Raw genomic sequence first — 12,182 nt, 5'->3', positions numbered from 1 at the left:
ACTGCGGCGTTGTATGACCTGGTCTGTGTTCACCCGGCGGTTTCTTTCCGCCCGGGCCACGCCATCACTGTCATGCTGCACCCTGAAAAATCTCAGGTACGGCGGGCTGGTTTATTTTCTGGCCGCTGCCCGTCTTTGCGGCATTCGGGGTCTTCCCGAGGTATATTCGGCAGTTAAGCCGCTTAAATTCTTTCTCGTCATACTTCGCGCCGCAGGTGTGTTTTCACTTCCTTCACAACACAAAGCATGTTAATTCTGTAGTGCCTCGCGCCTATTTCTTTGCGCGTTTTAACGCTTCAGTAATCACGCGAACTTCTTCGCGTTCGGCAGCGTTTAAGCCTTCGGTCCTTGACCGTGCGATAAGCTCAGTAAGCCTGAGTTCGAGCACCGTATCAAACATATGGCTGAGCGCATCGGTGAAGGTTTGTTCTGCGATGTCCTTATCTGCTATATCGTCCCAGGTTGCCAGTTTTTCAAGGGTTGGCGCTTCTTTTCTTCCACGATAAAGCTCAAGTAATTGCCCGGTGTTCAACCCAGGTTGCGCCAGACAGGCTGCAACCAACTCAGAGAACAACCCCAGTCCTGGCAATTTGGCCTGTTCCAGCCCTGCCAACGAAGGAACCAGCGGTGCAAGCTGTGGGTTTTGTATCAACAACCCTATCAGTATACGCATGGTTGTCCGTTTTAGCCCGGCTGGCTGCGGATTTACTGGTGTTTCCGCCTGGCGCGGCATCAACCGTTCCAGTTGTGTTTCGTCCAGAATACCGAGTTTGTTACCCAACTCCTGGCGCAAAAAAATGCGTAATGTTTCGCCGGGTACCTGGCTGATTAATGGCAAAGCCAGTGTACTTAACTGTGCCCGCCCATCCGGTGAACTCAGATCTACCTGTGGCAGCAAACTGTTAAACAGAAACGCAGAGAGCGGCTGAGCCTGCTCAATCCGGGTTTCAAAGGCGGCTTTGCCTTCTTTGCGAACCAGTGTATCCGGGTCTTCGCCATCGGGTAGAAACATAAAGCGTAGCTGACGACCATCAGTCATGAAAGGCAGCGCTGTTTCCAGAGCTCGCCACGCCGCGTCACGACCTGCCCGGTCGCCGTCATAACAACAAACTACGGTGTTCGTTGCCCTAAACAGCAATTGAATATGATCTGCTGTTGTTGACGTACCCAGAGAGGCAACAGCATAGTTAATGCCATACTGCGCCAGCGCCACTACGTCCATATAACCTTCAACCACTAATAACCGTGCAGGAGAAGGCTGGCTTTGCTGTGCTTCATAAAGGCCATATAGCTGGCGGCCTTTATGGAAAATATCAGTTTCCGGTGAGTTGAGGTATTTCGGAAGCCCGTCACCTAACACGCGACCGCCAAAGCCAATGACTCTGCCGCGTTTATCCCGGATAGGGAACATAACGCGTTCCCGGAAACGGTCATAACTACGACCGTTATCGTTGGTTACCAGCATCCCGGCATCAATCAACGCCTGTTTATTTTCGGCATGCTGACCAAAACGTTTAAGCACATTATCCCAACCAGCCGGTGCATAACCGATGGCGAAATGTGCAATAACTTCCTGGCTGAGGCCGCGTTTTTCCAGATACTGGCGCGCGTTTTCAGCAACGGGTTGAGTCAGTGATTGTTGGTAAAATGCATTCAGCCCATCGAGCAACTGGTACAGGTTTTGCCGCTGATGGCGTTCAATCTGCCCCGGGCCGTTACCGGCTTCGTAGGGAACATCCAGATTGTGCATGGCAGCGAGCTCTTCAACGGTTTCGACAAACTCAAGCTTGTCGTAATTCATTAAAAAGTCGATGGCATTACCATGAGCGCCACACCCAAAACAGTGATAAAACTGCTTCTCGCCATTCACCGTGAAAGAAGGGGTTTTTTCATTATGGAATGGGCAACACGCGTGGTAATTCTTACCTTGCTTTTTCAGCTTTACACGCGCATCGATCAAATCGACGATGTCGGTGCGAGCCAGCAAGTCATTGATAAAAACGCGTGGGATACGTCCAGCCATAGGCCCCGGTTTTTCAGCTCTTAAACGAGAATAAGCCGCGCATTCCTTTCGGAAGCACGGCCTTTACAACTAAAACTCAGTCTGTGTGACAGTTGTATTGCGGAAAATCCGCAGTCAACAATTAGTACAGACGAGTACGGCGTGCGTTTTCGCGAGCCAGTTTCTTCGCGTGACGTTTTACCGCAGAAGCTTTAGCGCGTTTACGTTCGGTGGTCGGTTTTTCATAGAATTCACGACGACGAACTTCCGCCAGAACACCCGCTTTTTCACAGGAACGTTTGAAGCGACGCAGTGCTACGTCGAATGGCTCGTTTTCACGTACTTTAATTACCGGCATGTGCCTCTCACCTTTACTAAATTCGGTTTGCCACTGGCATCAACGCCAGCATATTTCAAAATGGTGCGGAATTTTACTTCAACTATTGCTGCTTTGTAAAGCACCTGCTGCAAGCTGAAGAGGGCTTTTCTGTCAGGCCTTTCTAAAAGTCCGGCATTATACACTACGATGCACCAGGATGAGCAAAGTTTTACAAGCCGCGCATCTGGGCATACACTTCGCGCTGACAAAAGAGGGTGAAGTATGCGTGTACTGGGTATCGAAACATCCTGTGATGAAACAGGAATAGCCATCTATGATGATGAAAAAGGGTTGTTAGCCAACGAGTTATACAGCCAGGTTAAATTACATGCCGACTACGGTGGTGTGGTGCCTGAACTGGCATCACGGGATCATGTCCGTAAAACTGTGCCCCTTATTCAGGCGGCGCTGGCATCTTCCGGGTTATCTGCGAAGGATATTGACGCCGTAGCGTATACCGCAGGGCCTGGTTTGGTAGGTGCATTATTAGTTGGCGCAACCGTTGGCCGCTCACTGGCATTTGCCTGGAATGTTCCTGCAGTGCCTGTTCATCATATGGAAGGGCACTTGTTAGCCCCGATGCTGGAAGATAACCCACCTGATTTCCCTTTTGTTGCATTACTGGTGTCTGGTGGTCATACCCAACTGATTAGTGTGACGGGTATTGGCGAATATGCCTTATTAGGTGAATCCATTGATGATGCCGCCGGGGAAGCGTTTGATAAAACCGCGAAACTGCTTGGCCTGGATTACCCTGGCGGGCCACTGCTTTCGCGTATGGCGCAGCAAGGGCAGGAAGGGCGGTTTGTTTTTCCGCGCCCAATGACAGACCGGCCCGGGCTGGATTTCAGCTTCTCCGGCCTGAAAACTTTTGCGGCGAATACCATTCGTAGCAACAGCGACGACGACCAGACTCGTGCCGATATCGCCAGAGCTTTTGAAGATGCTGTGGTTGATACGCTGGCAATTAAATGCAAGCGCGCACTGGAGCAAACCGGGTTCCGTCGCCTGGTGATGGCGGGTGGGGTCAGTGCTAACCGGGCACTGCGCGCGAAACTGGCGCAGGTGATGGAAAAACGTGGTGGCGAAGTTTTTTACGCACGCCCGGAATTCTGTACCGATAATGGCGCAATGATTGCCTATGCGGGCATGGTGCGCTTTAAAGCGGGTAGTGTGTCTGATTTAGGTGTGCGTGTACGCCCACGCTGGCCACTGGCTGAATTACCGCCAGCGCAATAACTGTTCTTGCCTGCCTGTTCTTATTCTGTGCCGTGTTGTGCCACGGCACTATTCTTCACTCTCACCTTTCTTTTTACGCCGCAGTTTTTCCCAAATTTTGGTTTCCTGCCCGCGCCACAACCGCTGAATATTATCGTGATGGCGCAGCAGAATCAGGCATGAAAGCATGGCAACGGGGAAAGTGAACTGAGGTTTGAACCACCAAACATAGAACGGAGCAATCAGGGCGCTGATAATTGCCCCCAGCGAAGAATAACCACTCAGCAACACGGAAAGCAGCCAGGTTACTGCCATAACACCCGTCAGATCCCAGCCAATAGGCGCGATAGCACCAAAAGCCGTTGCAACGCCCTTACCACCCCGAAACCCGAAAAAGACAGGCCAGATGTGCCCAATACAGGCGGCAATGGCAATAAAACCGAGCCACATCGGGCCGACGCCTAATGCCCATGCACCCCAGACAGGCAACATGCCTTTCAGTATGTCAAAAACCAGCACGGCTGCGGCGGCGCCTTTTCCACCGATACGCAACACATTGGTTGCTCCGGGGTTGCCTGAGCCCTGGCCACGCGGGTCGGGGAGACCTGTAAGCCGACAGACAATAATGGCGCTGGATATCGAGCCACAAAGGTACGCGAGGAGCACTATTCCGGGCGCGATTGCACTCATAACGCTGTTCCGTTTTGAAAATGTCGTTTTATTCTCTGCATCAGTGGATAATACGCATATTTCGCCGGAAGTGGTATCCGGCTGGGCTAAAAAGCGGCGGGACGTGATGGATATTGTATTTATAGAGCAACTTTCGGTAATCACCACTATCGGTGTTTACGACTGGGAACAAACGATTAAACAAAAACTGGTGTTCGATATCGAAATGGGCTGGGATAACCAGAAAGCTGCACAAAGCGATGATGTTAATGATTGCCTGAGTTATGCCGATGTGAGCGATGCAATATTAACCCATGTCTCTGGCGGGCGTTTTGCACTGGTAGAGCGCGTGGCTGAAGAAGTTGCCAGTTTGCTGCTGGCCCGGTTCCCCATCCCCTGGCTGCGTCTGAAAGTCAGTAAGCCGGGCGCGGTCGCTGAAGCATCCAACGTTGGTGTGATAATTGAGCGTAGGCAAAGTCTGAAAAGCGAATAACGTCATCTAAATTAAATTATTTCCGGTTAAGCTGGTCTTACGGATAACCATTTGCGGTGGCCTGAATGTCTGCCGTTTTTTTATATCTTTTTTAGGGGTAACGTTGTCATGAGCGATCTGAGTTCGCTTGGTGTTGCGGGTATCTTAGGGGTTGTCGAAGGTTTGACGGAGTTTCTCCCGGTATCCAGCACAGGCCATTTGATCATTGCCGGCCATTTATTGGGTTTTGAAGGTGATAAAGCCGATACTTTTGAGGTTGTGATTCAGTTGGGGTCAATCCTCGCCGTAGTGGTGATGTTCTGGCGGCGGTTATTTGGCCTGATTGGTATTCATTTTGGCGCTGTGCCACATGAAGGCACAGGAACCGGGAAACTCACCCTGTTGCACATTATTGCTGGCATGGTACCTGCGGTTATCCTTGGGCTGGTTTTTCATGATTTCATCAAGACCCTGTTTAATCCGGTGACTGTCATGTACGCGCTCATTGTGGGCGGTTTGTTATTAATAGTTGCTGAGTATCTGAAACCTAAAAAGCCACGAGCTGAAGGGGTGGATGATATGACAATTCGTCAGGCGTTTGTGATTGGGTGTTTCCAGTGCCTTGCATTATGGCCGGGTTTCTCCCGCTCGGGTTCAACAATTTCAGGTGGGATGCTAATGGGCGTGAGCCGTTACGCAGCCTCTGAGTTTTCGTTTCTGCTGGCCGTGCCAATGATGATTGGCGCAACCGGGCTGGATCTCTATAAAAGCATTGGCTTTTTGACCCTGGCTGATGCACCGATGTTCGCGGTTGGGTTTGTGATGGCGTTTGTTGTTGCATTGATTGCCATTAAAACCTTTCTGGAATTAATTAAACGAATCTCGTTTATTCCGTTTGCCATTTACCGGTTTATTGTCGCAGCAGCCGTTTACCTGGTTTTTGTGCATTAATCCCTGGCTGCCCTTAACCCTCAGGTTGAGGGCAGTGCTCTTGCTTCCAGGCTGCAACTGCCTGTATACGGCGGCGTGTCAGTTCTTCCCTAATTTCCGCTCCCTGAAAACCGGCCGCCACTACCGCTTTGCTGTCAACCGAGCGGGCAACCTGCCAGGCGGCACGTAACAACCTTCCCTGGGGGTAATCGCTGGATTCAAAACCGGTTCGCCCACGGGCATCGGCTTCACTGGTTAAAGCCAGTTGCTCAACACGTTCTGGTTTACGCCAGGCATCAAGATTATCAAACAACTTCACCAGGGTTTTTGGCTGCAGTATTTGTATGGTGTGAATCAGGTCGTGGAACTCCGCAACCAGTTTCGCCAGGTCACGGATGGCAACTGGCACTTTATAGCGCTCACATAAACGGGCTACCAGTTTCACCCCTGCAGGGCCATGCCCATGATGGCGGGGCCACAGTTCTGGCGGCGTCAGTCCTTTGCCCAGATCATGGCACAGTGTGGCAAAGCGTACATCCAGTGCCGGGCTGAGCTGGGCCGCAATAGTCAGCGTCATTAATGTGTGAATGCCAGTATCAATTTCAGGGTGCCATTTCGCAGGGGCTGGAACGCCAAACAGGGCATCCACTTCCGGGAACAAAACGCTCAGTGCATCGCAGTCTCGCAGTACCTGGAAAAAGACCTGTGGGTTGCGTGTTAACAGTGCAGCTTCCGTTTCTTTCCAGACCCGTTCAGGTGTCAGGTGAGACAGTTCACCAGCCTGAGCCATTTGTTGCATGAGCGCCAGTGTTTCCGGCGCAATACGAAACCCCAAATGGGCATAACGGGCAGCAAAGCGAGCCACCCGTAACACGCGTAACGGGTCTTCACAAAAAGCAGGAGAGATGTGGCGCAACACACGCTGCGAGATATCTTTTTGCCCGTTCCAGGGGTCAATAAATTCGCCCTCTTCACTTTGGGCAATCGCGTTGATGGTCAGATCACGGCGCAGTAGATCCTGCTCAAGAGTGACGTCTGGTTCAGCGTGGCAGATAAAACCGGTATAGCCGTGGCCATTTTTGCGTTCAGTGCGGGCCAGCGCATATTCTTCATGGGTATCCGGGTGCAAAAAAACGGGAAAATCACGACCCACCTGCTGGAAGCCTTTATCGAGCATTTCTGCTGGCGTGGCCCCCACAACAACCCAGTCCCGGTCTTGCACCGACAGGCCTAACAACGAATCCCGTACTGCACCACCCACCAGAAAAATCTTCACCCGCTACCTCATTGATGGCCACTTTGCCCAATATCATACGTTAAGTGTAACCATAATGGAGCAAGAACAAGAAGAGAACGCCCGGTTTACCAGAATGGTAAACCGGGCGTTTACAAACAGACTTAGTTCATCCAGCGGTCTTTACGGCGGCGACCAGGAATAATATGGGGCAGGATCAGGCCCAGTAACAACCCAATGCCCGCAACACCGCCGCCATACATAAACCATTGCATGATGATGGTCCGCTGCTTGTCATCCAGTTGCAGGTTAGCCATGTTGACCTTTTTCTGGGCAACGGTCAGTTCATTCTTCAACTTCTGGTTTTCGCTTTTCAGTCCATTGATAATACCATCGCTTGCGGCCACTTTTTTCTGCATATCTGCCGTGCGCTGGTTCCAGGTGGCATCAATATTATTGAGCTTGTCGGTCAGGGTTTTCACCTGCGCTTCCAGTGCTGGTACGCGTGTGCGCATGCTGGGGTCAGTATTCAGTTCTTTCAGTGGTATCCAGGCTGTGCGCCCGTCTTTGTCACGAACCTGACCATAATTTGTGTTTTCATTGGTTTGCAGCAATGTGACAGCTTCGCCCGCAGAAAGGGTGCCAACCAGACGGTAGTTGTCCCCCGGCCCGCTGCGCAGCCAGGTGGTGAGATCATCGGATACATAACGTGTTTCATCCGCGACAGCCGTAGCGGAAACGCTTAAAGCAAATAAAGAGAGACAAATCAGGCGTAATTTCTGCATTAGTAAGTCATTATTGTCGTTAATGGTAGAAAGATAGTAATGGCAACAGTCTGACGACGCAAAAACTAAACCTGAATGGGAATCTTCCTGGTGTGATTTTTACCACCAAAAAGTCAGTTTGCGCCGAAGCCAGCTACCCTTAGCGTTATTGGGTGTCACTCACCATCCCTGGGGTTTCATCAGCTGTTACTGCGTTAGCTGGGTTTCTGGATGCAGGTTCATTTTGCAGCCCTGAAACCCGAATTATTTAGAGTATACTGACAGTTAAATGTTTTTTAAGTTCACTTCCCAATTTGTGGAACGACAGTAAGTAGAGACTATGGCACAAGAAATCGAATTAAAGTTCATTGTTCAACCGCAAAGCGGTGATGCGTTATGCGCTTTTCTGAATACGCTTCCCGGCCAGCATAGTGAGCCACGAAAACTGAGCAATATCTATTATGAAACGCAGGATAACTACTTGCGGCGCCATGATGCTGGCTTGCGCATCCGTGGTGTGGATGGCCGGTATGAAATGACGATTAAAACGGCCGGGCATGTTGTGGGTGGGTTGCATCAGCGCCCGGAATATAACGTTGCTCTGGATGCGCCTGTCTTAGCGCTGGATAAGTTTCCGGCTGAAATCTGGCCACAAGGTTGTGATGTGGCCGAACTGGAAAAAGCGTTGCACCCGCTGTTCAGTACCGATTTTTTGCGGGAAAAGTGGGTGGTTACTCACGGTGACAGCGAAGTAGAGATAGCTTTTGACCAGGGCGAGGTGAAAGCGGGTGAGTTCAGCGAAGTCATTCATGAACTTGAACTGGAGCTGATTAAAGGCAATACGGAAGATGTCCTGAGCCTTGCGGGGGTTCTGGCCTCCCGGCCGGGAGTTCGCCAGGGGCTGCTCAGTAAGGCGGCCCGGGGTTACCACCTGGCGAAAGGAAATCCTGAACGCCCTCATCAGGCGTTACCCATTATGCAACTTCCGTTGAAGTCCAGTGTAGAGAAAGGCCTGGAGACGGCACTGGATATTGCGCTCAATCATTGGCTCTACCATGAAGAGTTGTGGGTGCGTGGCGATCAAAAAGCGAAGAACGAAATTATTGAAAGTATTGGGCTTATTCGTGCAACACTGGTGCTGTTTGGTGGCATTATTCCCAGAAAGGCGAGTACTCACTTACGTGACATGCTCACCCATACTGAAAGTGATCTGGCGCTGGATGTCTCAGCAGAAAGCGTGGTATGGGAAACTCGTTTCACGCAAACCAAACTGGCGTTAACCCAATGGCTGGTGACCCGGGGCTGGCGTCCGTTTTTGGATGAGAAAGCACTGCGTAGCCTTGACGAAGGGTTTAAGCGTTTTGCTGATATTAATTTGTCACGCCACAGCGCGGAACTGAAGCGTACATTTACTCACGTAACAGGCGACAGCCTGCGGGATCAACTGCCGCGTCTGAGCCGTGAAGTCCATATTTTACGTCTGTTGTCTGGCTTTTATGATCAAACCCAGGCCAGCCACTGGCTGGATAACTGGCAGGAACTTTGTCTGGCTATCAGGCAGGGCAGCCGCCATGAAGCAGACCACTTCCGCCATGAGGCACTGGCTCAGGCACCTTTCTGGTTACACAGCGGGCAATCAGGGAAACACTAAATTAAGGGAAAATGGTGATGATTCCTCTCTCTCCTGTTTTACAACAACACTGGCAGACGCGCCTGGCGCGCCTGCCGGAATCTTTTGCAACTCAGGCGCTTTCTCAGCAGGCACAAAGCGTACTGGCATTCAGTGATTTTGTGTGTGACAGCGTGCAGGCCTGGCCGCAATGGCTGGAAGAGTTGCAGGTTGCACAGCCAGGCCCTGATGAATGGCAAAACTATGCTTCAGCACTGGAGCGGTTGTTGGACAGTATTGAGAGCGAAGCAGAACTGATGCGCGAACTGCGTATTTTCCGCCGCCGGGAAATGGTCCGTATTGCGTGGGGGCAGGTGACAGAAAGCAGCAGTACTGAACAGTCACTGGTGCAATTAAGTGCGCTGGCCGAAGCGTTAATTGTTGCTGCCCGAGACTGGGTATATCAGGCATGCTGCCGGGAATGGGGAACGCCATCTAATAAAGAGGGCGTCCCTCAGTCGTTATTTATCCTGGGTATGGGGAAACTGGGCGGCGGAGAGCTTAACTTTTCTTCGGATATTGACCTTATTTTTGCCTGGCCGGAAAGCGGCGTGACACAAGGTGGGCGCAGGGAGCTGGATAATGCGCAGTTTTTTACACGCATGGGGCAACGTTTAATCAAAGTACTGGATCAACCAACACAGGATGGCTTTGTCTACCGGGTGGATATGCGCCTGCGTCCTTTTGGTGACAGCGGGCCACTGGTAATGAGCTTTGCGGCTCTCGAAGATTATTACCAGGAGCAGGGGCGTGACTGGGAACGTTATGCCATGGTGAAGGCGAAAATACTTGGCCCGCAAGACAGTCTGTGGAGCAAAGAATTGCACGCGATGCTGAGGCCGTTTGTTTTTCGCCGCTACATTGATTTTAGTGTGATTCAGTCGCTGCGTAACATGAAAAGTATGATTGCCCGGGAAGTGCGGCGGCGGGGGCTGAAAGATAACATTAAGCTGGGGGCCGGGGGGATTCGCGAAGCGGAGTTTATTGTTCAGGTTTTTCAGCTTATCCGCGGTGGGCGCGAACCCGCTTTGCAATCACGCTCATTACTGCAAACGTTGGATGTTATCAACGACCTGAATTTGCTGCCTGCCAGTGATGTAGTTGCGTTGCGTGAGGCCTACTTGTGGCTGCGCCGTCTGGAGAATTTACTGCAAAGTATTCATGATGAACAAACCCAGACATTGCCGGGTGATGAACTGAATCGCGCACGCCTTGCCTGGGCGATGAATGCTCCCGACTGGTCTGTACTGGAAGCAACCTTGCAACACCATATGCAGGCGGTACGCACAATTTTCAATGCGCTGATTGGCGATGAAGAAAGCGTGGAAGCGCAGCATGCGGTGGATGATGGCTGGAGCGAATTATGGCATGACACACTGGATAGCCAGGATACCCCGGATGTACTGGCTCACCTTGCGGATGCTGATCGCCAGCAAGTTCTGCGCCTGATTACCGATTTTCGTAACGATACCAACCGGCGGACTATTGGCCCGAGAGGTCGGCAGGTGCTTGATCAGTTAATGCCGCATTTGTTGCAGGCTGTTTGTAGCCGGGATGATGCGCCAGTTCCGTTCTCACGTATGGTACCTCTGCTCACCGGTATTCTGACCCGCACCACCTATCTGGAACTGCTCAGCGAGTTCCCAGGTGCATTGCAGCATCTGGTGCGTTTATGTGCTGCTTCGCCAATGGTGGCGGAGCAACTGGCACAATACCCTTTGTTGCTTGATGAGCTGCTTGACCCTTCCACGCTTTACCAGCCTACAGCACCTGATGCCTACCGCGATGAACTGCGCCAGTATTTGTTGCGTGTTCCTGAAGATGACGAAGAACAACAACTGGAAGCACTACGCCAGTTTAAACAGACGCAACTGTTACGTGTCGCAGCAGCCGATATCGCAGGGACGTTGCCTGTGATGAAAGTGAGTGATCACTTAACCTGGCTGGCCGAAGCGATAATCGATGCCGTCGTGCAGCGCGCGTGGGCACAAATGGTGGCTCGTTTTGGCAGGCCAGGGCATTTAGCTGGCCGGGAAGGGTACGGGTTTGCAGTGGTTGGTTACGGCAAACTGGGCGGATGGGAGCTGGGTTACAGCTCAGACCTTGATCTGGTGTTTCTGCACGATTGCCCGGCCGACGCGGTTACGGATGGTGAAAAGGAAATTGATGGTCGCCAGTTTTATCTGCGCCTGGCCCAGCGCATTATGCATTTGTTCAGCACGCGGACTTCTTCCGGTATTTTGTATGAAGTGGATGCGCGCCTGCGCCCGGCAGGTGAAGCCGGGATGTTGGTAACCACCGACAGTGCCTTTGAAGACTACCAACGTAATGAGGCCTGGACATGGGAGCACCAGGCGCTGGTGCGTGCCAGAGTGGTATATGGCGACAGCCAAATCCACACCCGGTTTAATGCCATTCGCCAAAAGATTTTGTGTACTGAGCGTAATGAAGACCACCTGCGTACTGAAGTGCGTGAGATGCGTGAAAAAATGCGCACACATCTTGGCAATAAACACCGTGGCCGGTTTGACATTAAAGCTGACCAGGGGGGCATTACTGACATCGAATTCATCACGCAGTATCTGGTATTACGCGATGCAGCAAAAGTCCCTGGTCTGACCCGCTGGTCTGATAATGTGCGTATTCTGGCGTTGCTAGCCCAGCATGGCATTATGCCTGAAGAAGAAGCGCACGCGCTCACGTCAGCTTATGTGACGCTACGTGATGCCTTGCACCATTTGGCCTTACAGGCACAGCCCGGGCATGTGGAGCCGGATGCTTTCGCAGCACAGCGTCAACAAGTGATAACCAGTTGGAATACCTGGCTGGAACAGGCCTGAACAGT

10 protein-coding genes are annotated in these 12,182 nt (G+C 51.7%); 5 read left to right on the top strand and 5 right to left on the bottom strand.

The genetic code is table 11. From position 1 onward, the window contains the following. Positions 1–271 precede the first annotated feature (271 nt). Positions 272–2,023 (bottom strand): DNA primase, encoded by a 1,752-nt coding sequence (gene dnaG / locus A9B99_RS19390; protein WP_064600442.1) that lies wholly within the window; start codon positions 2,021–2,023, stop codon positions 272–274. A gap of 121 nt (positions 2,024–2,144) precedes the next feature. Continuing rightward, a complete protein-coding gene (rpsU, locus tag A9B99_RS19385) occupies positions 2,145–2,360 on the bottom strand; it encodes a 30S ribosomal protein S21 (protein ID WP_001144069.1) in 216 nt (71 codons plus the stop codon). A 243-nt stretch (positions 2,361–2,603) separates the two neighbouring features. On the opposite strand from rpsU, the gene tsaD reads away from it, so the two are divergent. Then, positions 2,604–3,620, top strand: a complete 1,017-nt coding sequence (gene tsaD / locus A9B99_RS19380) for a tRNA (adenosine(37)-N6)-threonylcarbamoyltransferase complex transferase subunit TsaD (protein ID WP_064600441.1) — start codon at positions 2,604–2,606, stop codon at positions 3,618–3,620. Positions 3,621–3,668: 48 nt separating this feature from the next. On the opposite strand, the gene plsY is transcribed toward tsaD, so the two are convergent. Next, positions 3,669–4,289: a glycerol-3-phosphate 1-O-acyltransferase PlsY gene (gene plsY / locus A9B99_RS19375; protein WP_064600439.1), complete on the bottom strand. Its 621-nt coding sequence runs from the start codon at positions 4,287–4,289 to the stop codon at positions 3,669–3,671. A gap of 106 nt (positions 4,290–4,395) precedes the next feature. On the opposite strand from plsY, the gene folB reads away from it, so the two are divergent. Then, a complete protein-coding gene (folB, locus tag A9B99_RS19370; protein ID WP_064600438.1) occupies positions 4,396–4,761 on the top strand; it encodes a bifunctional dihydroneopterin aldolase/7,8-dihydroneopterin epimerase in 366 nt (121 codons plus the stop codon). Between the two features lie 108 nt (positions 4,762–4,869). Further along, positions 4,870–5,691 (top strand): undecaprenyl-diphosphate phosphatase, encoded by an 822-nt coding sequence (bacA, locus tag A9B99_RS19365; protein ID WP_064600437.1) that lies wholly within the window; start codon positions 4,870–4,872, stop codon positions 5,689–5,691. Between the two features lie 13 nt (positions 5,692–5,704). Here bacA and A9B99_RS19360 read toward each other — a convergent pair whose 3' ends face one another. Together A9B99_RS19360 and A9B99_RS19355 are read right to left on the bottom strand one after the other, a co-directional pair. After that, a complete protein-coding gene (locus A9B99_RS19360) occupies positions 5,705–6,946 on the bottom strand; it encodes a multifunctional CCA addition/repair protein (protein WP_064600435.1) in 1,242 nt (413 codons plus the stop codon). Positions 6,947–7,068: 122 nt separating this feature from the next. Continuing rightward, positions 7,069–7,689 carry a TIGR04211 family SH3 domain-containing protein gene (locus A9B99_RS19355; protein ID WP_064600433.1) on the bottom strand — a complete coding sequence of 207 codons (621 nt, stop codon included), beginning with the start codon at positions 7,687–7,689 and terminating at the stop codon, positions 7,069–7,071. A gap of 319 nt (positions 7,690–8,008) precedes the next feature. On the opposite strand from A9B99_RS19355, the gene A9B99_RS19350 reads away from it, so the two are divergent. Beyond that, entirely contained in the window at positions 8,009–9,319 is a 1,311-nt protein-coding gene (locus tag A9B99_RS19350) for a CYTH domain-containing protein (RefSeq protein ID WP_064600431.1), read from the top strand. A 17-nt stretch (positions 9,320–9,336) separates the two neighbouring features. Beyond that, a complete protein-coding gene (gene glnE, locus A9B99_RS19345; protein WP_064600429.1) occupies positions 9,337–12,177 on the top strand; it encodes a bifunctional [glutamate--ammonia ligase]-adenylyl-L-tyrosine phosphorylase/[glutamate--ammonia-ligase] adenylyltransferase in 2,841 nt (946 codons plus the stop codon). The last annotated feature ends 5 nt before the right edge of the window (positions 12,178–12,182 follow it).

The sequence above is a fragment of the Mangrovibacter phragmitis genome (assembly GCF_001655675.1).
Taxonomy (GTDB): Bacteria; Pseudomonadota; Gammaproteobacteria; order Enterobacterales; family Enterobacteriaceae; genus Mangrovibacter; species Mangrovibacter phragmitis.
The sequence above is the reverse complement of the archived record's forward strand: the minus strand, read 5'-3'. Positions and strand labels throughout refer to the sequence as shown.

What these genes read in the sequence shown, in the direction of transcription:
- rpsU (WP_001144069.1), bottom strand. Translation starts at nt 2,360, where the DNA reads ATGCCGGTAATTAAAGTACGTGAAAACGAGCCATTCGACGTAGCACTG.
- dnaG (WP_064600442.1), bottom strand. Translation starts at nt 2,023, where the DNA reads ATGGCTGGACGTATCCCACGCGTTTTTATCAATGACTTGCTGGCTCGC.
- plsY (WP_064600439.1), bottom strand. Translation starts at nt 4,289, where the DNA reads ATGAGTGCAATCGCGCCCGGAATAGTGCTCCTCGCGTACCTTTGTGGC.
- tsaD (WP_064600441.1), top strand. Translation starts at nt 2,604, where the DNA reads ATGCGTGTACTGGGTATCGAAACATCCTGTGATGAAACAGGAATAGCC.
- glnE (WP_064600429.1), top strand. Translation starts at nt 9,337, where the DNA reads ATGATTCCTCTCTCTCCTGTTTTACAACAACACTGGCAGACGCGCCTG.
- bacA (WP_064600437.1), top strand. Translation starts at nt 4,870, where the DNA reads ATGAGCGATCTGAGTTCGCTTGGTGTTGCGGGTATCTTAGGGGTTGTC.
- A9B99_RS19350 (WP_064600431.1), top strand. Translation starts at nt 8,009, where the DNA reads ATGGCACAAGAAATCGAATTAAAGTTCATTGTTCAACCGCAAAGCGGT.
- folB (WP_064600438.1), top strand. Translation starts at nt 4,396, where the DNA reads ATGGATATTGTATTTATAGAGCAACTTTCGGTAATCACCACTATCGGT.
- A9B99_RS19355 (WP_064600433.1), bottom strand. Translation starts at nt 7,689, where the DNA reads ATGCAGAAATTACGCCTGATTTGTCTCTCTTTATTTGCTTTAAGCGTT.